The following is a 22,882-nucleotide window of genomic DNA, read 5'->3' as shown; positions in this document are numbered from 1 at the left end:
AAGTGATCGAAAGCGAGAGCGCTGAAGTGGCGGCGGATACCGAAACCAGACAATACGGTTTCGTCCACTCCGCACTGATTTATCACTCTCAGCAGGAGTTTTTGGACTTGGTGGGCCGCTTCGTCGGCGACGGTTTGGCGTCAGGCGAGGCGGTGCTGCTCGCCGTGCCTCCCGAGACCCTGGCCCTGCTGCGGGGCGAGTTGTACGACGGCGAGGCGTTGCCCGCCGACGTGTACATGACCGACGTCACCGAGGCCGCCCGGAACCCGAGCCGGTTCATGGCGATGGAGGGCGCGTTCATCGACGAGCACCCGGATCGGCGGGTGCGGATCGTCAGCCAGCTCGCGTGGCCGGGCCGGACCGAGGAGGAGTTCGTCGCCTGCATCGAGCACGAAGCACTGGTCAACACGGCGATGGACGCATACCCGGCGACAAGCCTGTGCCTCTACGACGCGAGCGCGATCGGCGACGAAGTCCTGATGGATGCCCGAGCGACGCACCCGTTGTTGTGGAAAAGCGGTGCGCTGCACCGCAGCCCGGACTACGCGCCGAACGAAGTGCTGCAGCGTTGCAACCAGCCGTTGGCCGCGAATCCCGGCGCCGTCACCTACATGGTGAGGAAGTCCGCGGATCTTCGGCCCGCCCGCTCGTTCGCCGTCGACTATGCGGGGTGGATGGGGCTTTCCCAGGAGTGCATCGAGGATCTGCAGTTGGTCGCCACCGAGTTGGCCACCAATAGCCTGATGTACACCGGGGGCGCCTGCCGGTTGGCCTTCTGGAAAGACGACGGATATCTGGTGTGCGAGGCCCGCGACACCGGACAGCTCGACGATCCGCTGGTGGGCCGCCTCGACCCGGGTCCGTGCGGCCCCGCCAGCCGCGGCCTGTACTTGGTCAACGCCATTTCGGACTTGGTGCGCACGCATACCGCCAGGACGGGAACGACAATTCAGGCGTACCTGCGGTTTGAGCCCGCACCCGAGCCGGCTGGGTAACAAACGACCCGCCGGCAAGGGGATCCGGCGGGTCGTTTGTGGTGAACGGCTAGGGGAGCAACCCGCCTACAATTCCGCCGACGTCGCCGATCACGCCACCCACCACACCGCCGACGGTGCCACCAAGGGTGCCGCCGCTGGCGGGTGCGTCGGCCGGGGTCATCGTGCATCCCGTGGGCAGCAGCAATACCGCGGCAAGCCCCGTGGCCGCCGCGGCAGTTTTAAAGGCTTTCGTCTTCAATGAGGTCATAATCGTCCCTTTCAGATGCGTTAAGGACTTATGGACACCTGTTACGTCTCACCAGTGTTAAGTGAGAAGTGGCTGGATATGTCACGAGCAGGCTGAATCGCCCGCTGCGCAATGGCATTGGAAACATGTTTCGACCGAGGCGGCGCTCGTGCGACATCGTTAGATGATGACGGCGTCGGGTGCCGGCTGCGATCGATCAAGCGTCATAGGTTGTCCCCGCTGAGGACAACGTCCGCTCGGTCCTCCCCAGCGGGCTACCCATCGTGACCCTTTAGAGCAAGCAGCCAACGACTCCATCGCAGCCAGTCGTGCTGGTGGTCGGCGCGCATCCCGTCAGTCCAAGCAAAGCTGCGGCCAGCCCGACGGCCGCGGCGACAGCTTTGAGGGTGTTCCGAGTGGGCGTTGACTTCATGATCGTGCCTTTCAGATGAGGGGATAGTTCAACAGCCGTCTAATTGACTGTTACCCGGCTTCTTACCCCCTGTCAACCCCGGCCAAACCAAACTATTCGTATTATTTCCTATATTTTTTTGTACGGTCGTATGGGAGTTGAAGGCGCGGAGCGAAGGGGGCTAATGTCAACGCTCATGCGTCTTCTCGCGCGTTTCGTAGTAGCTAGCACCCGCAGCGGGGTCTGATTCTGACCGACCCCCCGCTGTGGGTCGGAAGCTACTGCCGTCGGTCGCACCAGCTGACCAGAGAAGACCGGCACCATGACTTTTCCCGAGCGCAACCCGCTCCAACCTCTCGACCCCGCCACCGCGTGGTTCGGCGATCGTTTCGGCGTCTCGTTGCCCCGCGGGCTGCGGGAGCAGGCCGACGCCATGTCCTGGGAGACCTTCCTCGCGACCTACGGGCGCAGCACGGGACCGCTGCGGCTAGGCCAATGGGAGTGCATGGGCGCGGTGCGACCCGGCCCGCAGGCCCGCAACTTCCAGGCCGTGATCGCCCTGGGCGACCGCATCGGCACCGCGACCGTGGCCGCCAGCGGCCCGATCGCGGCCCTAACCGCGATGCTGCATCAGCGCGGGATCACCGTCGAAATCGTGAACTTTCATCAGATGCAGTCGCCCACCGGCACAGCCACTTTCATCCGCGGCAGCGACGGTGCCCGCGCCGAGTGGGCGATGGGCCTCTGGGACGATCCGACGCAGTCGGCGCTGCGCGCGGTCATCGCGTGCGCCAACCGGTTGCTCGCGGTCGACTGATGCCGCGCACCTCGCGCAACCAACTAGGGGAGTTTCATTTGCGCTAGCGCCGGTGGTAGCGCAAATGAAACTCGGTCTCTACCGCGCCGGCGGTGACGGTGACACGCCGTCGCGGAAGTTCAGAGCGGGCGCAGCACGATCGGCATGCCGTCCATCGGAATCGGCATGCCGCCGTAATCCCAGCGCGGCTGATAGCCCGGCCGGGCCAACTCGATGCGGTAGCGGCGCAGCAGCCGGTGCACCACGGTCTTGACCTCCAGCTGACCGAACACCATGCCGATGCACTTGTGCGCGCCGCCGCCGAAGGGTGCGAAGGCGTAGCGGTGATTCTTGTGCTCCGAGCGCGGTTCGGCGAACCGCTCGGGGTCGAATTTGTCTGGCTCCGTCCACAATTCGGGCAGTCGGTGGTTCATGCCGGGCCAGATGGTGATGTTGGTGCCGGCCGGGATGTAATGGCCCAGCAGCTCGGTGTCGCGCACCGCCATCCGCATGTTGAACGGCAACGGCGTCACCATACGCAGCGATTCGTTCATGATCAGTTCGAGCGTTTCCAGCTTCTCCAGCGACTCGATGTCGAGCGGCCCGTCGCCGAGCCTGGCCGACTCCTCGCGCGCCCGCTCCTGCCATTCCGGGTTGGCGGCCATGTTGTAGACCATCGTGGTGGTCGTCGACGTGGAGGTGTCGTGGGCGGCCATCATCAAGAAGATCATGTGGTTGACGATGTCTTCGTCGGTGAAGCTGTTGCCGTCGTCGTCCTCGGTGTGGCACAGCACCGTGAGCATGTCGTTGCCCGTGGCGTTGCGGCGCTCCTTGACCCGCTCGTTGAAGTAGTCCTCGAGCAGCTGGCGGGCGCGCAGGCCACGCCACCACTTGAACGGCGGAACCGGCTGCCGGATGATCGCCCCACCGGCGCGGGTCGTGGTGGTGAACGCCTGGTTGACCTTGGTGACGAGGTCGTGGTCGGACCCTGGCTCGTGCCCCATGAACACCAAGGACGCGATGTCGAGGGTGAGTTCCTTCATCGCCGGGTGGAACAGGAATCGGGCGTCGTTGGTCGGCCAGCCGGCGACGATGTCGGTCGCCACGCGGTCGATGTGCTCGACGTAGCCGGTCAGGCGGCTGCGGGTGAACGCCTCCTGCATGATGCGCCGGTGGTACATGTGCTCGTCGAAGTCCAGCATCATCAGCCCGCGGTTGAAGAACGGCCCGATCACCGGGTGCCAGCCCTTCTGCGAGAAGTCCTTGTTGCGGTTGGAGAACACGGCCTGGGTGGCGTCGGGCCCCAGCGCCGTGACCGCCGGCATGATTGGCGAATCCAGGTAGATCAGCGGGCCCTTGTTCCGGTAGAGGTACAACGCGTAGTCCGGGCCGCCGCGAAACAATTCGATGATGTGGCCGAGGATCGGGAGCCCGGCGTCGCCCATCACGGGCTTCAGGTCGCTGCCGGCGGGCGGTTCCGCCAGGACTTTCGTGTCCCACTCGTGGGCGAGCAGACGCTTCTCGATCGCCCCCATGCCGGGGATGGTGTTCAGCGTCGGGGTGAATCGGCGCCGCGCCTGATCCAGCAGGTAGTGCGGAGTGCTGATGGTGGCGGTCATAGACGCTCCTTTGCGTGCCCTCGGGGTGACAGCGGTCACTGATTATTACCTTCGCTGAAAAACTTGACGGCTGTCAAGTTTGCTTTTTGCGCGGCGTGGTGCAAGGTCAGGGAGTGAGCAGCCACCCCGCCAATCCGGAGCCGGGCGCGCGTCGGCGTGGCGACAAGCAACGCCAGGCGATCGTGGAGGCCGTGCGCGAACTGCTGCAGGAAAAACCGTTCGCCGAGTTGTCCGTCAGCACCATCAGCCTGCGCGCCGGGGTCGCCCGTTCGGGCTTCTACTTCTATTTCGACTCCAAATACGCCGTGCTGGCACAGCTGATGGCGGAGGCCACCGAAGAGCTCGAGGAACTCACCCAGTACTTCGCGCCACGCCAGGCGGGCGAGTCACCCGAGGAGTTCGCCAAGCGGATGGTCGGCAGCGCCGCCGCCGTCTACGAGCACAACGATCCGGTGGTGACCGCCTGCAACGAGGCCCGCCACACCGACGTGGAGATCCGCGACCTGCTCGACCAGCAGTTCGAGGTGGTGCTGGCGCAGATCGTCGCCATCGTCGAGGCCGAGATGAAGGCCGGGACCGCCAGGCCGATCAGCGACGATCTTCCGACGCTGATCCGCACCCTGACGGGTACCACCGCGCTGGTGTTGACCGGCGACCCGGTTCTGACCGGATCCGACAGCGATCGTGACCGACGGGTGCGCGTGCTCGAGCAGTTGTGGCTGCACGCCCTGTGGTCCGGCCGTCCCTAGCGCCGGTCTGGGTGATACCGGCGGTATCGTCACCGCCATGGCGAACAAGGCGTCCGGGCGGTATTTCGCGGGAAAGCGGTGCTTTGTCACCGGCGCGGCCAGCGGCATCGGCCGCGCGACGGCATTGCGGCTCGCCGCCCAGGGGGCCGAGCTCTATCTGACCGACCGCGACTCCGACGGCCTGGCACTGACGGTGGCCGACGCGCGCGCCCTGGGCGCGCAGGTCCGGGAGCATCGGGCGCTGGATATCGCCGACTACGACCAGGTGGCCGCGTTCGCCGCCGACATTCACGCCGCGCATCCGGCCATGGACGTGGTGCTCAACATCGCCGGCGTATCGGCCTGGGGCACCGTCGACCGGCTGACCCACGAGCAGTGGAGCAAGATGGTCGCCATCAACCTGATGGGCCCGATCCACGTCATCGAGACGTTCGTGCCGCCGATGGTGGCGGCCAAGCGGGGCGGCCATCTGGTCAACGTTTCCTCGGCGGCCGGGTTGGTCGCCCTGCCCTGGCACGCCGCCTACAGCGCCAGCAAGTACGGATTGCGTGGCGTCTCGGAGGTGCTGCGTTTCGATTTGGCCCGCCACCGCATCGGGGTGTCGCTGGTGGTGCCCGGCGCGGTGAACACCCCGCTGGTGGGGACCGTGGAGATCGCCGGTGTGGACCGCGAGGATCCCAACGTCGCCCGCTGGATACGGCGATTCGCCGGCCACGCCGTGTCGCCGGAGAAGGCCGCCGAGAAGATCCTGGCCGGGATCACCAAGAACCGATACCTGATCTACACCTCGGCCGACATCCGGGCGCTCTACGCGTTCAAAAGGCTTGCGTGGTGGCCCTATAGCGTCGCCATGCGCCAGGTGAACGTGATCTTCACCCGCGCGCTGCGGCCCGGCCCGCCCAACCCGGCGCCGCTAGTCCGGCATGAGCAACTCCAGCCGCACCCCGAGCAGGCGGACCGGCCGGTCGAGGGAGAATAAATCCAGGACGCGCAAGGCGGCGGCGACGATCGTGTCGCGATCGGTGGTGGGCGCGTCGAGTTTGCGAATCTTGGTGCGGGTGTAGAAGGTTGAGGTTCGCACGGTAACCGCCACCCGCGTCACCACCCGCGCTTCGGCCAGCACGTCGTCCAGCGCTTGTTCGGCCAAACCCGTTACGGCCGCGTTCATCTCGGCGCGATCGGTGAGGTCGCGGGGAAAGGTGACGACGTGGCTGCGCGAGCGCGGCACCCACGGCTCGGCGCTGACGTGGCTGTCACCCCCACCCTTGGCCAACAGCAGGAGCCACAGCCCGGTGCGCGCCCCGAACGTGGCCGTCAACAACTCGGCGTCGCTGCCGGCCAGTTGCCACACCGTCGTAATCTCAAGATCCGCAAGCTTTTTCGCCGTCTTGGGTCCCACGCCCCACAGCGCGTCGACCGGACGGTCGGCCATCAGCGCCATCCAATTCGCATCGGTGAGCACGAAAACGCCGTCGGGCTTGGCGAATCCGGTGGCGACCTTGGCGCGCTGCTTGTTGTCGCTGATGCCGACCGAGCAGGACAGTCCGGTTTCGGTGGAGATGACGCTGCGGATCTGTTGTGCCACCTCGCCGGGGTCCTCGGCGTGGACGGCGACGTAGGCCTCGTCCCATCCCCACACCTCCACCGGATGTCCCAGATCCCGCAGCAGGCCCATCACTTCACCGGAGGCCGCGTCGTAGGCGGCCGGGTCGGAGGGGAGGAAGGTCGCATCCGGGCAGCGGCGGGCCGCCGCGCGCAGTGGCATGCCCGCCCGCACACCGAATTCCCGGGCCTCATACGAGGCGCAGGTGACGACCTTGCGCGGTTCGCTGGGATCACCGCTGCCGCCGACGATGACGGGCAGCCCGGCCAATTCGGGGCGACGGCGCAACTCGACCGATGCCAGGAATTGGTCGAGGTCCACGTGCAGGACCCAGTCGCGTGCCGCCGCGGACATGCCGACGTTCACCTCCCACAAAGCTTGCGCGCCAAGCTTTCCCACGCGTCGCCCAACGTCTGCAGGGTGTGACCGCCGTCGTTCAGCTGATGCTCCACGTAGTCGGTGTCGAGGAGGGCGAGCAGGGCGTCGGCCTGGACCACGAGGTCGCCGGACGTCTCCGCCGAGGCCAGCAACACGCGCACGTGCCTGCGCAGGACGGCGGCCGGCGGCCCGTAGCGGGTCCGCGGGTCGCGGTTGGCCGCCGACAGCAGCGCGTGATGGGTGTGGGCGAAGCGCATCCGTTCCCGGCCGAAGGCCACCAGCCGATCCAACGGCGGGGCGTCGGGCCCCAGCGGCGGGGGACCGAACAGAAACGCCTCCTGGCTGGCGCGTTCGTCCTCGTCGAGCAGCACCATCATCAGGCCGGCCCGGCTGCCGAACCGGCGGAACAGGGTGCCCTTGCCGACGCCGGCGGCCGCGGCGACGTCGTCCATGGTGACGGCGTCGGCCCCGCGCTCGGCGACCAGGCGACGCGCCGCATCCAGCAACAGCGCGCGGTTGCGCAGGGCGTCGCCCCGCTCCTGCGCCGGCAGCTGCGGCACGCACATCGGCAACTCGCCCGACCGTTCGACGCCGCTCACCCCTGCACTTTAACGCCGGAGGAATAAATCGGACCACAGTCCGTTTAGGTCGTGCGAGGATGTATACCAACGACCGAAGGGAACTGCGAGAGTGGCAATCAAAATTTTGGCGTTAGTGGGAAGCCTGCGCGCGGCGTCGATCAACCGCCAGATCGCCGAATTGGCGGCGGCGGTCGCCTCCGACGGCGTCAGCGTCACGCTCTTCGAGGGGCTCGCCGACCTGCCGTTCTACAACGAGGAGATCGACGACGCGATGAACGCCGACGCGCCGCCACTGGCCCCGGTGGCCGCGCTGCGCGCCGCGGCGGCCGACGCCGACGCCGCCCTGGTGGTCACACCCGAGTACAACGGCAGCATCCCGGCGGTGGTCAAGAACGCGATCGACTGGCTGTCGCGCCCGTTTGGCGACGGCGCGCTGAAGGGCAAGCCGCTGGCCGTCATCGGGGGCTCCTTCGGCCAGTACGGCGGGGTGTGGGCGCACGACGAGACCCGCAAGTCCTTCGGCATCGCCGGTGCGCGGGTCGTCGATTCGATCAAACTGTCCGTGCCGTTCAAGACGCTGGAAGGCAGGCCGCCCGCCGAGCATGCCGAGCTGTCGGCGAACGTGCGCGACGTGGTGGGCAAGCTCGCCGCCGAAGCCGGCTGATTGGCGGAAGTCGACAAGCCGTCCGGGAGGTGACCAGCGGGGTTGCCGCCGACGAATAGCCAAAGCCGCCAGCACCGTCTGGCGGCTTTGCTAGCTGTCGCTGGGCCCGTCGCGGCCAGCGGTTCGAAACCGGGGTTGTCGGTGGCCGCTGCTATACCGATACCCGGAGGCGCCATGGCCTCGGCGTGTGATCTGCGACACGCCGGGGCGGGTTCCCGAATTTGTTCGACACAGGCCTTACGACCAGGGAATTTCAGAAATGTTATTCAGAACATCTTGTATCTCGACATCTTGTCAGCCACTAGGTGTAGTGTTTCGATGCACCGGCGGATCCCAGGATCGCCAAGCCAGCCAGGCTCGGTGAACCCCCCGAAATCGGCGCGAAGTGGTCGAAGACAGGTCTTCGGCACTGGTCGCCGCAGGACGGGAATCTGGGCGCCTGCCGGATCGCTGAACCTAGCAAAGACGCAGTCCAAAAGTAGTTGCCAGTCCATTGGGTCCCCCTCTTCCGCAAAGGAGCGGCATTCTATGAGCATCACCGTGTACACCAAGCCGGCATGCGTGCAGTGCAGCGCCACCTACAAGGCGCTGGACAAGCAGGGCATCGTCTACGACACGGTCGACATCACGCTGGACTCCGAGGCGCGTGATTACGTGATGGCGCTGGGCTATCTGCAGGCTCCCGTCGTGGTGGCCGGCAACGACCACTGGTCGGGTTTCCGGCCCGATCGCATCAAGGCGCTCGCCGCGGTGGAACTCAGCGCGTAAGGAAAGACGTTAGGTAAGGAGTTGCCGCACCATGGACACCACGGGGCGCAACCTGGTCTATTTCTCCTCCGTGTCGGAGAACACCCACCGCTTCGTGGAGAAGCTGGGAATTCCCGCCACGCGGATACCGCTGCACGGCCGTATCGAGGTGGACCAGCCGTACGTCCTGGTGCTGCCCACCTACGGCGGCGGGCGGGCCACTCCTGACCTCAACGCCGGCGGCTATGTCCCCAAACAGGTCATCGCCTTTTTGAACAATGAGCACAACCGTTCGTTGATCCGCGGCGTCATCGCCGCGGGCAACAACAACTTCGGCGCCGAATTCGCCTACGCGGGTGACGTGATCTCACGCAAGTGCGGCGTCCCGTACCTCTATCGCTTCGAACTCATGGGAACCCAGGACGACGTGGATGCCGTCCGCGCGGGCTTAGCCGATTTCTGGAAGGAACAGACGTGTCAACAACCGTCGCTGCAGAGCCTGTAACCACCGGAGCCCACGCGTTGCCGGGGGAGACGGATTACCACGCGCTCAACGCGATGCTGAATCTGTACGACGCGGACGGCAAGATTCAGTTCGACAAGGACCGCGAGGCCGCGCATCAGTACTTCCTGCAGCACGTCAACCAGAACACGGTGTTCTTCCACAATCAGGACGAGAAGCTCGACTACCTGATCAAGGAGAACTATTACGAGCGCGAGGTTCTCGACCAGTACAGCCGCAACTTCGTCAAGACGCTGCTGGATCGGGCCTACGCCAAGAAGTTCCGGTTCCCGACGTTCCTGGGCGCGTTCAAGTACTACACCTCCTACACGCTGAAGACGTTCGACGGGAAGCGCTACCTGGAGCGCTTCGAGGACCGCGTCGTCATGGTGGCGCTGACGCTGGCCTCCGGTGACACCATCCTCGCCGAGAAGCTCGTCGACGAGATCATCGACGGACGGTTCCAGCCGGCCACCCCGACGTTTTTGAACTCGGGCAAAAAGCAGCGCGGCGAGCCGGTGAGCTGCTTTCTGCTGCGCATCGAAGACAACATGGAGTCCATCGGGCGATCGATCAACTCCGCGCTGCAGCTGTCCAAGCGCGGCGGGGGAGTTGCGTTGCTGCTGAGCAACATCCGCGAGCACGGCGCCCCGATCAAGAACATCGAGAACCAGTCCTCGGGCGTCATCCCGATCATGAAGCTGCTCGAGGACTCGTTCTCCTACGCCAACCAGCTCGGGGCGCGCCAGGGCGCGGGCGCGGTGTACCTGCACGCGCACCACCCCGACATCTACCGATTCCTGGACACCAAGCGCGAGAACGCCGACGAGAAGATCCGCATCAAGACGCTGAGCCTGGGCGTGGTGATTCCCGACATCACCTTCGAGCTGGCCAAGAAGAACGAGGACATGTACCTGTTCTCGCCCTATGACGTCGAGCGGGTGTACGGCCTGCCGTTCGCCGACATCTCGGTCACCGAGAAGTACTACGAGATGGTCGACGACGCCCGCATTCGCAAGACCAAGATCAAGGCGCGCGAGTTCTTCCAGACGCTGGCCGAGCTGCAGTTCGAATCCGGCTACCCCTACATCATGTTCGAGGACACGGTGAACCGGGCCAACCCGATCGACGGCAAGATCACCCACTCGAACCTGTGCTCGGAGATCCTGCAGGTCTCCACGCCGTCGGTGTTCAACGATGACCTGTCGTATGCCAAAGTGGGCAAGGACATTTCGTGCAACCTGGGGTCGCTGAACATCGCCAAGACGATGGACTCGCCCGACTTCGCCCAGACCATCGAGGTGGCGATCCGCGCGCTGACGGCGGTGAGCGATCAGACGCACATCACCTCGGTGCCCTCAATCGAGCAGGGCAACAACGAGTCCCACGCGATCGGGCTCGGACAGATGAACCTGCACGGCTATTTGGCCCGCGAGCGCATCCACTACGGCTCCGAAGAGGGCGTCGACTTCACCAACATCTACTTCTACACCGTGCTCTACCACGCGCTGCGCGCGTCGAATCGCATTGCGATCGAACGGGGAAGCAAGTTCGGTGGCTTCGAGAGGTCGAAATACGCCTCGGGTGAGTTCTTCGACAAGTACACCGAGCAGGTGTGGGAGCCGGCCACCCCGCGGGTCCGCGAGATCTTCGCCGAGGCGGGCATTCGCATTCCGACGCAAGACGATTGGCGGCGGCTGAAGGAGTCGGTGCAGGAGCACGGCATCTACAATCAGAACCTGCAGGCCGTCCCGCCGACGGGGTCGATCAGCTACATCAACCACTCGACCAGCTCGATCCACCCGGTGGCGAGCAAGATCGAGATCCGCAAGGAAGGCAAGATCGGCCGCGTCTACTACCCGGCGCCGTATCTGACCAACGACAACCTGGAGTACTACCAGGACGCCTACGAGATCGGCTACGAGAAGATCATCGACACCTACGCCGCGGCCACCCAGCACGTGGATCAAGGGCTGTCGCTGACGCTGTTCTTCAAGGACACGGCCACCACCCGCGACGTGAACAAGGCGCAGATCTACGCCTGGCGCAAGGGAATCAAGACGCTGTACTACATCCGTCTTCGCCAACTGGCATTGGAGGGCACCGAGGTCGAGGGCTGCGTGTCCTGCATGCTGTAGGACACCGATTCACTCTCCGGGAGTGCTTTACAGGTTGTCGGCGCCGTTACCGCCTGCAGCAAGCTGCGTTGGCGATCGAGAGCGATCGACGCGTCGACTTCGCCGACCTGGCCGTCCGGCTCGGCTGGTATGACCAGGCGCATTTCACCAACGAGTTCCGGTCGATGCTCGGCTGCAGCCCGGGCGAGTACGCCCAGCGGCACCGTTAACCGCGGTGTCTTCGTCTGGGCCAGTCTGCCCAGGTCAGAAGCGACGACGGGGTAAAGTGCGTGAGGTGGTGAGAATGCCTCGACCTCCCAGGCCCCACCCGGCCGCCAAGCCGGGGGCCAAGGTCGACGCGCGCAGCGAACGCTGGCGCGAGCACCGCAAGAAGGTGCGCGGCGAGATCGTCGACGCGGCGTTCCGCGCCATCGACCGCCTGGGACCCGAGCTCTCCGTGCGGGAGATCGCCGAGGAGGCGGGCACCGCCAAACCGAAGATCTACCGGCATTTTCACGACAAGTCCGACCTGTTCCAGGCGATCGGGGAGCGGCTGCGCGACATGTTGTGGGCGGCGATCTTCCCGTCCATCGACCTGAAAACGGACTCGTCCCGCGAGGTGATCCGGCGCGCCGTCGAGGAGTACGTCAACCTGGTCGACAAGCACCCCAACGTGCTGCGGGTCTTCATTCAGGGCCGCTCGGCGGCGAGCCCTCAGATCCTCAACGAGGGACGCGGCATCACCCTGGCGGTGGCCGACATGTTCGACAACGAGTTGCGCGAGATGGAGCTGGACCACGCGGCCGTCGAGCTGGCCGGGAACGCGGCGTTCGGCTGCGCCGCCTCGGCCACCGAGTGGTGGCTGGGCCCCGACCCCGACAGCCCGCTTCGCATGCCGCGCGAGCAATTCGTCGCCCACCTCACGACCATCATGATGGGGGTCATCGTCGGCACCGCCGAGGCGCTCGGCATCCGCATGGACCCTGACGAGCCGATCCACAGCGTGGTCCCGGCCAACCGCGCCGCGGGCTGAGAACCTTCGGCACGTTGACATCGCCCTGGCGATCGTCAACACTCGTCCCAACCGATACCCTGGGTACTGGGTATCTGCGCCAGCCGGGCGGCTACGGCCGAGGATGCCGGCGAGCGCCGACCCGAGACTGGCCCGACTAGAAAGACCGATCGACCGTGACCGACGTCGTGACACACACCGAGACCGCCCCGGTTCCGGCGGCCAAGGCCTCCAAACCCGTCCACACCCGCGCCGTCATCATCGGGACCGGGTTCTCCGGCCTGGGGATGGCCATCGCGCTGCAGAAGCAGGGTGTGGGCTTCGTCATCCTGGAAAAGGCCGACGACATCGGCGGCACCTGGCGCGACAACAGCTACCCCGGGTGCGCCTGCGACATCCCGTCGCACCTGTATTCGTTTTCGTTCGAGCCCAAGCCGGACTGGAAGAACCCGTTCTCGTATCAGCCCGAGATCTGGGACTATCTCCAGGGCGTCACAGAGAAGTACGGGCTGTGCCGCTACATCGAGTTCAACTCGCTGGTGGATCGGGCCCACTGGGACGACGACGAGCACCGCTGGCACGTGTTCACCGCCGACGGGCGCGAATACGTCGCGCAGTTCCTGATCTCGGGCGCCGGCGCGCTGCACATCCCGTCCATGCCCGACATCGAGGGTCGCGACGAATTCGCCGGTCCCGCTTTCCATTCCGCGGAGTGGGACCACAGCGTCGACCTGACCGGCAAGCGGGTGGCGGTGATCGGTACCGGCGCCAGCGCGATCCAGATCGTGCCGGAGATCGTCGGGCAGGTCGCCGAACTTCAGCTCTACCAACGCACCCCGCCGTGGGTGGTGCCGCGCTCGAACCCCGAGATCCCGTTGGCGGTGCGCCGGGCCATGGAGAACGTGCCCGGCCTGCGCGCGCTCGTGCGACTTGTCATCTACTGGGGCCAGGAGGCTTTGGCCTTCGGCATGACCAAGCGGCCCAACCTGCTCAAGTTCATTGAGGCGTACTGCAAGTACAACATTCGCCGATCGGTCAAGGATCGGGAGTTGCGCCGCAAGCTGATTCCCAACTACCGCGTCGGGTGCAAGCGCATCCTGAACTCCTCCACCTATTACGGTGCGGTCGCCGACCCGAAGACCGAACTGGTCACCGACCACATCGCCCGGATCACCGCCGACGGCATCGACACCGTCGACGGCACGCACCGCCAGGCCGACGTGATCGTGTACGCCACCGGCTTTCACGTCACCGACTCCTACACCTACGTCCAGATCAAGGGCCTGCACGGCGAGGATCTGGTGGACCGCTGGAACCGCGAGGGCATCGGCGCCCACCGCGGGATCACCGTGGCCGACGTGCCCAACCTGTTCTTCCTGCTGGGCCCCAACACCGGGCTGGGACACAACTCGGTTGTGTTCATGATCGAGTCCCAAATCCGTTACGTCGCCGACGCGATCGCCACCTGCGACAAGCTGGGCGCGCAGGCGCTCGCCCCGACCCGGGCCGCCCAGGACGAGTTCAACGACGAGCTGCAGCGCCGGCTGGGCCCGTCGGTGTGGAACAGCGGCGGCTGCAGCAGCTGGTATCTGGACGAGCACGGCAAGAACACCGTGCTGTGGGGCGGCTACACCTGGGAGTACTGGCGGGCCACGCGCTCGGTCAGGCCCGCGGAGTATCAGTTCTTCGGGGTCGGCACGGGCAGGCACGCGGCCGCCGTGCAAAGTTGAGCCAATTCGTTTGGAGATTTGGCCGCCGCCGGGCGTTACAGTGACAGGGAAATGAGCGCCTATCAGACCGTCGTGGTCGGCACCGATGGCTCGGACTCGTCGCTGCTCGCGGTGGAGCGCGCGGCGGCGATCGCCGCGGACCACGGCGCGCGATTGATCGTGGTGACGGCGCATCTCCCCGTCCCCAAGGAACGCGGCCGCTACGCCATCCCGCCGGGGAGCGACCACGGCCAGGACTATCGGACGGTTGGGGAGGCCCCGTACTACAGGATCCTTCGCGACGCCACGGAACGGGCGCACCAAGCGGGGGCCAATAACGTGGAGGAACGGTCGATCGTCGGCGCGCCCATCAACGTGCTGGTGCAGGTCGCCGAGGAGGTCCGTGCCGACCTGATGGTCGTGGGCAACGTCGGGCTCAACAGCGTCGCCGGGCGGCTGCTGGGATCGGTGCCGTCCGAGGTCTCCCGCCGGGTCAAGACCGATGTCCTGATCGTGCACACCGCCAACTGAGGCACCGGTACGAATCAGCGGAGCAGTTCCGCAAAGGCGCGCGCGGCCGCGTCCACGCCGGCGTCATCGTCGGTGGCCACGAGATCCAGTAGCAGGCCTCGGATTACGGCCAGCCCGAGCCTCGCCAGGGCGGGGTCGACCGGGCCGTCGGCGGCCTCCTTGACCTCGCCCAGCCAGCCGTCGACGGCGCCGGGAACCATTCGCGCGAAAGGCTTTTCGCCCTGCGCGGCGCGGGCGTAACACTCGAAGAAGAGTCGCTCGAACTGTCGCAGTTCGGGCCGGCGGACATCGGCCCACATGGCGGCGAAGCCCTCGACCGGGTCGTCGGGCAACTCGGCCAGCAGTCCCATCTGGCGGCGCTCGACCTCCTCGACGATCGCTACCAGCAGTCCTTCCCGAGACCCAAAGTGGTGCAACAACATTCGGTGACTGGTGCCGACCGCGTCGGCCACCGCGCGCAGCGACCGATCGCCGACGCCGCCCGTGGCGAACTCGGTGACGAGGGCATCGAGGAGTTGGCGGCGCCGCTCGGTGTCAGGGGTGCGCGCCATCGGCGCGGCTGAGCTGCTCGGAGCGGGCCTTGAGGCCCTGGGCCTCGAGTTTGAGGTATCGCCGGGTCATCGATCGCATGAGCCGCCCGACAAGTGCGCCGAGCATGCCGTTCTGGTCGATGCGCTGGCGCACCAGGGTGCCGCCGCCGGGCTGCGCGATCACATCATGGCGGGCGCTGGCCCGCGCGCCGGGGGCGCGTTGCTCCCAGGTCCAGGACGTCCCCGGCTCGAGCTCGGTGATCTTCCAGACCAGCTTCGACATGCGTGGCTGCTTGATCGCGAACCGCTTGCCGACCGCGAGCCCGGGCCCGTCCACCGCGGCCAGCGACGTCACCGAGGCCGTCCACTCGGGCCAGCGCTCGACATCGCTGAACACCTTCCACACCACTTGCGCCGGCGCGTCGATCTCGACGCTGTCTTCGGTAATCATGTACCAAATGGTACATCCCGTCCCCGGTTGTGCCCACGAAACGCCGGCCCCGCCCGCATACTGGAGTGAAGAGGCAAATCCGGCGGCCCGCGGGCGTCCGCGACACGCAAAACACAACTTCTTGTGTTGCGCTCGGTTGTCGTACCCCAGGGGTAGTGTCTGGAGCCTGACGTCCCTCAGGCAAAACGGCGTGTGAAGCGGGGTTCTGGTGACCGAAAACATGAAGCTGATTGACCGCGTTTCGGCGATCAACTGGAACCGGCTGCAGGACGAAAAAGACGCGGAGGTGTGGGACCGGCTCACCGGCAACTTCTGGTTGCCCGAGAAGGTGCCGGTGTCCAACGACCTGCCGTCGTGGGGCACCCTGACCGCCCACGAAAAGCAGATGACCATGCGGGTGTTCACCGGCCTGACGCTGCTGGACACCATCCAGGGCACGGTCGGGGCGGTCAGCCTCATCCCCGACGCGCTGACCCCGCACGAGGAGGCCGTCTACACCAACATCGCCTTCATGGAGTCGGTGCACGCGCGCAGCTACAGCAACATCTTCTCCACGCTGTGCTCGACGGCCGAGATCGACGACGCGTTCCGCTGGTCGGAGGAGAACCCCAACCTGCAGCGCAAGGCCGAGATCGTCATGCAGTACTACAAGGGCGACGAACCGCTCAAGCGCAAGGTCGCCTCCACGCTGCTGGAAAGCTTCCTCTTCTACTCCGGCTTCTACCTGCCGATGTACTGGTCGAGCCGGGCCAAGCTGACCAACACCGCCGACATGATCCGGCTGATCATCCGCGACGAGGCCGTCCACGGCTACTACATCGGCTACAAATTCCAGCGCGGCCTGGCGCTGGTCGACGACGCACGCAAGCAGGAGCTCAAGGACTACACCTACGAGTTGCTCTTCGAGCTCTACGACAACGAGGTGGAGTACACCCAGGACCTCTACGACGAGGTCGGGCTCACCGAGGACGTCAAGAAGTTCCTGCGCTACAACGCCAACAAGGCGCTGATGAACCTCGGCTACGAGGCGCTGTTCCCGCGCGACGAGACTGACGTGAACCCGGCGATACTGTCGGCGCTCTCACCGAACGCCGACGAGAACCACGACTTCTTCTCCGGCTCGGGCTCGTCGTACGTGATCGGCAAGGCCGTCGTCACCGAGGACGAGGACTGGGACTTCTAGCAGGGCATTCAGCCAAGCGGTGTGTGAACGCCGCGTGAATTGTGGCGACCCCGCGGCGGCCCGGTGGCGCCGCCGGCCGGGTTGCCGGGAGACTGGTGGGCGTGGCGATTACCCCATCTTCTACGGCCGCTTTCTTCCGTTCAGTGATCCAGTGGCTGCAATGCGGCTACCCCGACGGCGTTCCCGGACCCGACCGTGTACCGCTGTTGGAGCTGCTGCGCAGCACCCCGCTGACCGAGGACCAGATCAAGGAAGTCGTCGACGCGATAGACGAGGAAACCAGGCCGGGCGAGGAGATCAACCGCGACGTGATCGCCGATTTCATCTCCGACATGACCCACTACGACGCCGGCCCGGAGAACATCGCGCGGGTGGCCGCCCGGCTGGCCGCGGCGGGCTGGCCGCTGGCGGGCATCACACACCCGCCCGAGGCGGCCGAAAATCCCGGCGCGGCCAACGGCAAGGCCGAGCCGGCCCCCCACACGGCGTCCTGAGCCGCTACAGCTTCGAGATGTCGATGACGAAGCGGTAGCGGACGTCGCTGGCCAGGACGCGCTCGTACGCCTCGTTGATGTAGTCGGGGTCGATGACCTCGATTTCGGGCGTCACGTTGTGTTCGGCGCAGAAGTCCAGCATTTCCTGGGTCTCGGCGATCCCGCCGATGTTCGACCCGGACAGGCTGCGGCGCGCCAGCGCCAGCGGGAACGCGCCCACCTCCATGGGGTGCTCGGGGATGCCCAATTCGACGAGGGTGCCGTCGACGTCGAGCAGGCTCAGGTAGTCGTTGAGATTCAGGTTCGCCGAGACGGTGTTGAGCATCAGGTCGAAGCTGCTGCGCAACTTCTTGAAGGTCTCGCGGTCGGCGGTGGCGTAGTAATGCTTGGCGCCCAACCGCAGCCCGTCTTCCATCTTCTTCAGCGACTGCGAGAGCACGGTGACCTCGGCGCCCATCGCCGCGCCCAGCTTGACGCCCATGTGCCCCAGGCCGCCCAGGCCGATGATCGCCAGCCGGGTGCCCGGCCCGGCCTTCCAGTGCCGCAGCGGCGAGAACAGCGTGATGCCCGCGCACAGCAGCGGCGCCGCCTTGTCCAGCGGCAGCGAGTCGGGGATGCGCAAGACGAAGTTCTCGTCGACGACGACCGCCTGGCTGTACCCGCCCTGCGTCGACGTGCCGTCCTTATCGATCGAGTTGTAGGTGAAGGTCGCGCCGTTCTTGCAGTACTGCTCGAGCCCGGCGTCGCAGCTGCTGCACCGGCCGCAGGAATTCACCATGCAACCCACGCCGACGTGGTCGCCCACCTTGAACTTGGTGACCTCGGCGCCGACCTCGGTCACGACGCCGGCGATCTCGTGGCCCACGACCACGGGGTAATTCGGCGTGCCCCATTCGCCCTTGGCGGTGTGGATGTCGGAGTGGCAGATGCCGGCGAATTTGATGTCGATCGCCACGTCGCGCGGGCCCGGGTCGCGCCGCTCGATGGTGGTCTTGGTCAGCGGTTCGGTCGCCGACGTGGCGGCGTATGCCGAAACAGTGCGCATGAATATTCCTCTTCGGTCCGATGGCTTCGACCAAAATTTTAGCTAGGGTAACGTTCTTCCGCCAACTATCGGGGCGAACATCACGTTCGACTGGCCCGGCCTCAGTTGATGGGGGCGTTCACCAGGCGCAGGTCGTCGACGATGCCGCGGGCCGCGATCAGCCCCTCGCCGGTTTGCCAGATCTCGTCGTTGACGACATAGACCCGGTTGTCGCGGTTGGCCGACAGCTTGCGCCACGGGCCGCTGTCGAGCACCGTGGCGGCACGGTCGGCGGCGGCCGGGGTGGCGCACGACAGGTACACCACGTCGGCGTCGGCGATGGACAGGTCGGGATCCTTCGCGAGGTCGGCGTCGGTGGCGCCGATCTCGACGTAGGGCTTGTCGGTGAACCGCTGCGTCGCCGGCCGGTCGACGCCGACCGAGCCGAGCACGCTGGCCGGGAAGTTGTTGGCGCCGTAGACCCGGATCGCCTCGGTGGTCAGTCGCACGATCGACGCCTGAAAGTGGGAGGCGTCGTGGCGCGCGCCTACGTCGGTCGCCCGTTTCGCGAACCCGCCGAGCAACCCGTCCATCTCGGTGCCGCGCGCGGTGGCGGCGCCGACGGCGCGCAGGTTGTCCTCCCACCCCGCGCCCGGCGCGCCGGTGAACACCGTCGGGGCGATCGCCGCCAGCTGCGGATACAGGGTGGGCGTCAACCCCTGGGAGCCCAGGATGAGATCGGGGTGGGCCGCCTCGATCGCCTTCACGTCCGGGTGGGAGCGCGTGCCGGCGCCGGGCACACCGTGCACCGCGCCACCGAGATACGCGGGCTGGGTCGGCGAGCCGTCCGGCAGCGCGGCGGCGACCACCCGCGATTGCAGGCCCAGCGCGCACAACGCGTCGAGCTGATCGCCGGAGAGCACCACGATGCGCTGCGGGTCGGCGGGCACCTGCACCACGTCCGGCTCGACGCCGGCGGCGTTGTGGACGCGCCGCTTCGCGGCCCCCGCGTCGGCCTCGGCGGCCTCGCGGGCGCACGAATCGTCGGGCCGGCGGTCGTTTCCGAGCACCCCGGCCCCCGCGATTTGCGTGGTGGGGGTGACCAGCGAACGGGCCGGGGGCGTGGCGGCGGGCCGGTGGGATCCGCAGCCGCCGCATGCCAGCACGACCGCGGCCGCCACGGCGCCGGCGACGGCGAACCCGGGGGCCAGCCGGGGGGGTCTGATCACGCCGAACGACACGCGTCAGACGCTAACATCGCCGACCCCCATGGCGATCGCGAGCGCGGCGGAGCCGGGCGAAGCGGGTCGCCACCATCGACCCGTGGCGATCGCGAGCGCGGCGGAGCCGGGCGAAGCGGGTCGCCACCATCGACCCCTCCCGGCGCCGCGACGAAGGACGCGGCGCCCCGCAGACCCATTTACGACAGTTTGTAGGACCAGCCCTGACGTCGCCATCATCGACGGCTAAGATTCGACTCAATAGTGATGTTGGGCCAGTGTCCGATCCGGATGTTTGGAGAAGCTGTTGACAGCCGAAGCGCCCCCCTTGGGAGAACTCGAGGCCGTTCGTCCGTACCCGGACCGCATGGGCCCCAAAGGGAACCTCGTCTACAAACTGATCACGACCACCGATCACAAGCTGATCGGCGTGATGTACACCGTCACCTGCTTCGCCTTCTTCTTCATAGGCGGGCTGATGGCGTTGCTGATGCGCACCGAGTTGGCCGCTCCCGGGCTGCAGTTCCTGTCCAACGAGCAGTTCAATCAGCTGTTCACCATGCACGGCACGATCATGCTGCTGCTCTACGCCACCCCGGTGGTGTTCGGTTTCGCCAACCTGGTGCTGCCGCTGCAGATCGGGGCGCCCGACGTGGCGTTCCCGCGGCTGAACGCCTTCTCGTACTGGCTGTTCTTGTTCGGCGGGCTGATCGCCGCGTCCGGCTTCATCGTCCCGGGTGGGGCCGCCGACTTCGGCTGGACCGCCTACACACCGCTGTCTGACGCCGTCCACTCGCCCGGCGCCGGGGGAGACCTGTGGATCACCGGGCTGATCCTCGCCGGTCTGGGGACCATCCTCGGGGCGGTCAACATGATCACCACCGTGGTGTGCATGCGCGCGCCCGGGATGACGATGTTCCGGATGCCGATCTTCACCTGGAACATCCTGGTGACTTCGATCCTGATCCTGATCGCGTTCCCGATCCTGACCGCCGCGCTGTTCGGACTGGCCGCCGACCGCCATCTGGGCGCCCACATCTACGACGCGTCCAACGGCGGAGTCCTGTTGTGGCAGCACCTGTTCTGGTTCTTCGGCCACCCCGAGGTCTACATCATCGCGCTGCCGTTCTTCGGCATCGTCACCGAGATCATCCCGGTGTTCTCGCGCAAGCCGGTCTTCGGCTACACCACGCTGGTGTACGCGACGCTGTCGATCGCGGCCTTGTCGGTAGCTGTGTGGGCGCACCACATGTTCGCCACCGGAGCCGTTCTGCTGCCGTTCTTCTCGTTCATGACGTACCTGATCGCGGTGCCCACCGGGATCAAGTTCTTCAACTGGATCGGCACAATGTGGAAGGGGCAGTTGACCTTTGAGACACCGATGCTGTTCTCGGTCGGCTTCCTGCTCACCTTCCTGCTCGGTGGCCTGACCGGCGTGATGCTGGCCAGCCCGCCGCTGGACTTCCACGTCACCGACAGCTACTTCGTCGTCGCCCACTTCCACTACGTGCTGTTCGGCACCATCGTGTTCGCGACGTATGCGGGCATCTACTTCTGGTTCCCGAAGATGACCGGCCGCCTGCTCGACGAGCGGCTGGGCAAGCTGCACTTCTGGTTGACGTTCATCGGGTTCCACACCACCTTCCTGGTGCAGCACTGGCTGGGCGACCTCGGCATGCCGCGGCGCTACGCCGACTACCTGCCCAGCGACGGCTTCCAGCCCTACAACATCGCGTCGACCGTGGGCGCCTTCATCCTGGGCGCGTCGATGTTCCCGTTCGTCTGGAACGTCTTCAAGAGCTGGCGCTACGGCGAGGTCGTCACGGTCGACGACCCGTGGGGCTACGGCAACTCCCTGGAGTGGGCGACCAGCTGCCCGCCGCCGCGGCACAACTTCACCGAGCTGCCCCGAATCCGTTCGGAGCGGCCGGCATTCGAGTTGCACTACCCGCACATGGTGGAACGGCTGCGCGCCGAGGCGCATGTGGGCCGGGCGCACGGGCCCGCGGACAAGGACGTCACCAGGCTGGACGACGTCCAGGTTCGCAGCTGATGGCCTGACGGGCGGCTGTCGCGAGTGAACTCACCACCCAAGGTGTCGGTGCTGATCACCGTCACCGGCGTGGACCAACCGGGTGTGACCGCGACCCTTTTCGAGGCGTTGTCGCGGCACGGGGTCGAGCTGCTCAACGTCGAACAGGTGGTGATCCGGCACCGGCTGACGCTCGGCGTGCTGGTGTGCTGCCCGGCGGCCGTCGCCGACGGCGACGAGCTTCGCCACGACGTCGAGTCGGCCATCCGCAAGGTGGGCCTGGACGTCAGCATCGAGCGCAGCGACGACGTGCCGATCATCCGGGAACCCTCGACGCACACCATCTTCGTCCTGGGCCGGCCCATCACCGCCGGCGCGTTCGGCGCGGTGGCCCGCGAGGTGGCCGCGCTGGGCGTCAACATCGACCTGATCCGCGGGGTCTCCGACTATCCGGTGACGGGGCTGGAGTTGCGTGTCTCGGTGCCGCCCGGGACCGACGGCCGGCTGCGGACCGCCCTGAACCGGGTGTCCAGCGAGGAGCACGTCGACGTCGCGGTCGAGGACTACACGCTGGAGCGGCGGGCCAAGCGGCTCATCGTGTTCGACGTGGACTCCACCCTGGTGCAGGGTGAGGTCATCGAGATGCTGGCGGCCAAGGCGGGCGCCGAGGGCAAGGTCGCCGCGATCACCGACGCCGCGATGCGCGGCGAGCTGGACTTCGCGCAGTCGCTCGAGCAGCGGGTCGCGACGCTGGCCGGCCTGCCCGCCACGGTGATCGACGAGGTCGCCGATCAGCTGGAGCTGATGCCGGGCGCGCGGACCACGCTGCGGACCCTGCGGCGGCTGGGTTACGCGTGCGGCGTGGTCTCCGGGGGCTTCCGCCGGATCATCGAGCCGCTGGCCGAGGAGCTGATGCTGGACTACGTCGCGGCCAACGAGCTCGAGATCGTCGACGGCACCCTCACCGGGCGTGTGATCGGCCCCATCGTTGACCGGGCCGGAAAAGCAACGGCGCTAAGGGAATTCGCGCAGCACGCCGGTGTTCCGATGGCGCAGACCGTCGCCGTGGGCGACGGCGCCAACGACATCGACATGCTGGCCGCCGCCGGGCTGGGGATCGCGTTCAACGCCAAGCCCGCGCTGCGCGAAGTCGCCGACGCGTCGCTGAGCCACCCGTATCTGGACACGGTGCTGTTCCTGCTGGGCATCACCCGCGGCGAGATCGAGGCGGCCGACGCGATCGACGGCGAGGTCCGCCGGGTGGAAATCCCGCCCGAGTAGGTTGCTTGTGTCGATCCGATGGG

Annotated in this window: 23 protein-coding genes and 1 pseudogene; 16 read left to right on the top strand and 8 right to left on the bottom strand. The window is 66.5% G+C overall.

Going from position 1 to position 22,882, the window contains the following annotated elements; all coding sequences use genetic code 11:
• Positions 1 to 2 precede the first annotated feature (2 nt).
• Positions 3 to 995, top strand: coding sequence for a sensor histidine kinase (locus tag OCU_RS43265; protein WP_014380781.1), 993 nt, complete (start codon positions 3 to 5; stop codon positions 993 to 995).
• A 49-nt stretch (positions 996 to 1,044) separates the two neighbouring features.
• Here the strand turns inward: OCU_RS43265 and OCU_RS50635 are convergent, their stop codons facing one another.
• The gene (locus OCU_RS50635) at positions 1,045 to 1,245 is read right to left on the bottom strand and encodes a hypothetical protein (protein WP_008259198.1); all 201 of its coding nucleotides are present in this window, start codon (positions 1,243 to 1,245) and stop codon (positions 1,045 to 1,047) included.
• A 713-nt stretch (positions 1,246 to 1,958) separates the two neighbouring features.
• Between OCU_RS50635 and OCU_RS43260 the strand changes: the two genes are divergently transcribed.
• Positions 1,959 to 2,453: a 2-isopropylmalate synthase gene (locus tag OCU_RS43260; RefSeq protein WP_009954729.1), complete on the top strand. Its 495-nt coding sequence runs from the start codon at positions 1,959 to 1,961 to the stop codon at positions 2,451 to 2,453.
• 119 nt (positions 2,454 to 2,572) lie between these two features.
• Here the strand turns inward: OCU_RS43260 and OCU_RS43255 are convergent, their stop codons facing one another.
• On the bottom strand, positions 2,573 to 4,051 hold the full coding sequence (locus OCU_RS43255) for a cytochrome P450 (RefSeq protein ID WP_009954730.1): 1,479 nt from the start codon (positions 4,049 to 4,051) through the stop codon (positions 2,573 to 2,575).
• A gap of 113 nt (positions 4,052 to 4,164) precedes the next feature.
• On the opposite strand from OCU_RS43255, the gene OCU_RS43250 reads away from it, so the two are divergent.
• Positions 4,165 to 4,800: a TetR/AcrR family transcriptional regulator gene (locus tag OCU_RS43250; RefSeq protein WP_008259189.1), complete on the top strand. Its 636-nt coding sequence runs from the start codon at positions 4,165 to 4,167 to the stop codon at positions 4,798 to 4,800.
• A gap of 37 nt (positions 4,801 to 4,837) precedes the next feature.
• Positions 4,838 to 5,779 (top strand): SDR family oxidoreductase, encoded by a 942-nt coding sequence (locus OCU_RS43245; RefSeq protein ID WP_009954732.1) that lies wholly within the window; start codon positions 4,838 to 4,840, stop codon positions 5,777 to 5,779.
• Here OCU_RS43245 and OCU_RS43240 read toward each other — a convergent pair.
• A complete protein-coding gene (locus OCU_RS43240) occupies positions 5,714 to 6,757 on the bottom strand; it encodes a DNA polymerase IV (protein WP_009954734.1) in 1,044 nt (347 codons plus the stop codon). The two genes, OCU_RS43245 and OCU_RS43240, sit on opposite strands and share 66 nt — an antisense overlap.
• Positions 6,758 to 6,765: 8 nt before the next feature.
• Entirely contained in the window at positions 6,766 to 7,380 is a 615-nt protein-coding gene (locus OCU_RS43235) for a TetR/AcrR family transcriptional regulator (protein WP_009954736.1), read from the bottom strand.
• 91 nt (positions 7,381 to 7,471) lie between these two features.
• Between OCU_RS43235 and OCU_RS43230 the strand changes: the two genes are divergently transcribed.
• The 8 genes and pseudogenes from OCU_RS43230 (at position 7,472) to OCU_RS43200 (ending at position 14,644) form a co-directional block, all read left to right on the top strand.
• On the top strand, positions 7,472 to 8,026 hold the full coding sequence (locus OCU_RS43230) for an NAD(P)H-dependent oxidoreductase (protein ID WP_008259185.1): 555 nt from the start codon (positions 7,472 to 7,474) through the stop codon (positions 8,024 to 8,026).
• A 528-nt stretch (positions 8,027 to 8,554) separates the two neighbouring features.
• The gene (locus OCU_RS43225) at positions 8,555 to 8,794 is read left to right on the top strand and encodes a redoxin NrdH (protein ID WP_008259184.1); all 240 of its coding nucleotides are present in this window, start codon (positions 8,555 to 8,557) and stop codon (positions 8,792 to 8,794) included.
• Positions 8,795 to 8,825: 31 nt separating this feature from the next.
• Positions 8,826 to 9,278 (top strand): class Ib ribonucleoside-diphosphate reductase assembly flavoprotein NrdI, encoded by a 453-nt coding sequence (gene nrdI / locus OCU_RS43220; RefSeq protein WP_008259183.1) that lies wholly within the window; start codon positions 8,826 to 8,828, stop codon positions 9,276 to 9,278.
• A gap of 17 nt (positions 9,279 to 9,295) precedes the next feature.
• The gene (gene nrdE / locus OCU_RS43215) at positions 9,296 to 11,413 is read left to right on the top strand and encodes a class 1b ribonucleoside-diphosphate reductase subunit alpha (RefSeq protein WP_014380779.1); all 2,118 of its coding nucleotides are present in this window, start codon (positions 9,296 to 9,298) and stop codon (positions 11,411 to 11,413) included.
• 44 nt (positions 11,414 to 11,457) lie between these two features.
• Positions 11,458 to 11,622, top strand: a pseudogene (locus OCU_RS50625) (helix-turn-helix domain-containing protein); the annotation flags it as partial.
• 74 nt (positions 11,623 to 11,696) lie between these two features.
• Positions 11,697 to 12,425: a TetR/AcrR family transcriptional regulator gene (locus OCU_RS43210; RefSeq protein WP_008259177.1), complete on the top strand. Its 729-nt coding sequence runs from the start codon at positions 11,697 to 11,699 to the stop codon at positions 12,423 to 12,425.
• Between the two features lie 155 nt (positions 12,426 to 12,580).
• A complete protein-coding gene (locus OCU_RS43205; RefSeq protein WP_014380776.1) occupies positions 12,581 to 14,134 on the top strand; it encodes a flavin-containing monooxygenase in 1,554 nt (517 codons plus the stop codon).
• A 51-nt stretch (positions 14,135 to 14,185) separates the two neighbouring features.
• Complete coding sequence (locus tag OCU_RS43200) at positions 14,186 to 14,644, top strand: universal stress protein (protein WP_008259174.1); 459 nt, start codon at positions 14,186 to 14,188, stop codon at positions 14,642 to 14,644.
• 14 nt (positions 14,645 to 14,658) lie between these two features.
• Here OCU_RS43200 and OCU_RS43195 read toward each other — a convergent pair whose 3' ends face one another.
• Positions 14,659 to 15,195: a TetR/AcrR family transcriptional regulator gene (locus tag OCU_RS43195; RefSeq protein ID WP_008259171.1), complete on the bottom strand. Its 537-nt coding sequence runs from the start codon at positions 15,193 to 15,195 to the stop codon at positions 14,659 to 14,661.
• Complete coding sequence (locus OCU_RS43190) at positions 15,179 to 15,625, bottom strand: SRPBCC family protein (RefSeq protein WP_009954742.1); 447 nt, start codon at positions 15,623 to 15,625, stop codon at positions 15,179 to 15,181. The genes OCU_RS43195 and OCU_RS43190 overlap by 17 nt, the downstream gene beginning before the upstream one ends.
• A 208-nt stretch (positions 15,626 to 15,833) precedes the next feature.
• Between OCU_RS43190 and nrdF the strand changes: the two genes are divergently transcribed.
• Positions 15,834 to 16,808, top strand: coding sequence for a class 1b ribonucleoside-diphosphate reductase subunit beta (gene nrdF, locus OCU_RS43185; protein WP_009954743.1), 975 nt, complete (start codon positions 15,834 to 15,836; stop codon positions 16,806 to 16,808).
• A 143-nt stretch (positions 16,809 to 16,951) separates the two neighbouring features.
• Complete coding sequence (locus tag OCU_RS43180; protein ID WP_008259162.1) at positions 16,952 to 17,302, top strand: DUF3349 domain-containing protein; 351 nt, start codon at positions 16,952 to 16,954, stop codon at positions 17,300 to 17,302.
• Positions 17,303 to 17,306: 4 nt separating this feature from the next.
• Here OCU_RS43180 and OCU_RS43175 read toward each other — a convergent pair whose 3' ends face one another.
• Together OCU_RS43175 and OCU_RS43170 are read right to left on the bottom strand one after the other, a co-directional pair.
• Positions 17,307 to 18,347, bottom strand: a complete 1,041-nt coding sequence (locus OCU_RS43175) for an NAD(P)-dependent alcohol dehydrogenase (protein ID WP_008259160.1) — start codon at positions 18,345 to 18,347, stop codon at positions 17,307 to 17,309.
• Positions 18,348 to 18,448: 101 nt separating this feature from the next.
• Positions 18,449 to 19,567 (bottom strand): iron-siderophore ABC transporter substrate-binding protein, encoded by a 1,119-nt coding sequence (locus OCU_RS43170; RefSeq protein WP_008259159.1) that lies wholly within the window; start codon positions 19,565 to 19,567, stop codon positions 18,449 to 18,451.
• A gap of 286 nt (positions 19,568 to 19,853) precedes the next feature.
• On the opposite strand from OCU_RS43170, the gene ctaD reads away from it, so the two are divergent.
• A complete protein-coding gene (gene ctaD / locus OCU_RS43165) occupies positions 19,854 to 21,599 on the top strand; it encodes an aa3-type cytochrome oxidase subunit I (protein ID WP_008259158.1) in 1,746 nt (581 codons plus the stop codon).
• Positions 21,600 to 21,623: 24 nt separating this feature from the next.
• Positions 21,624 to 22,859 carry a phosphoserine phosphatase SerB gene (gene serB, locus OCU_RS43160; RefSeq protein WP_008259156.1) on the top strand — a complete coding sequence of 412 codons (1,236 nt, stop codon included), beginning with the start codon at positions 21,624 to 21,626 and terminating at the stop codon, positions 22,857 to 22,859.
• The last annotated feature ends 23 nt before the right edge of the window (positions 22,860 to 22,882 follow it).

This window comes from Mycobacterium intracellulare ATCC 13950 (genome assembly GCF_000277125.1).
GTDB classification, from domain to species: Bacteria; Actinomycetota; Actinomycetes; order Mycobacteriales; family Mycobacteriaceae; genus Mycobacterium; species Mycobacterium intracellulare.
This window is presented reverse-complemented; position numbering and strand designations above follow the sequence as displayed.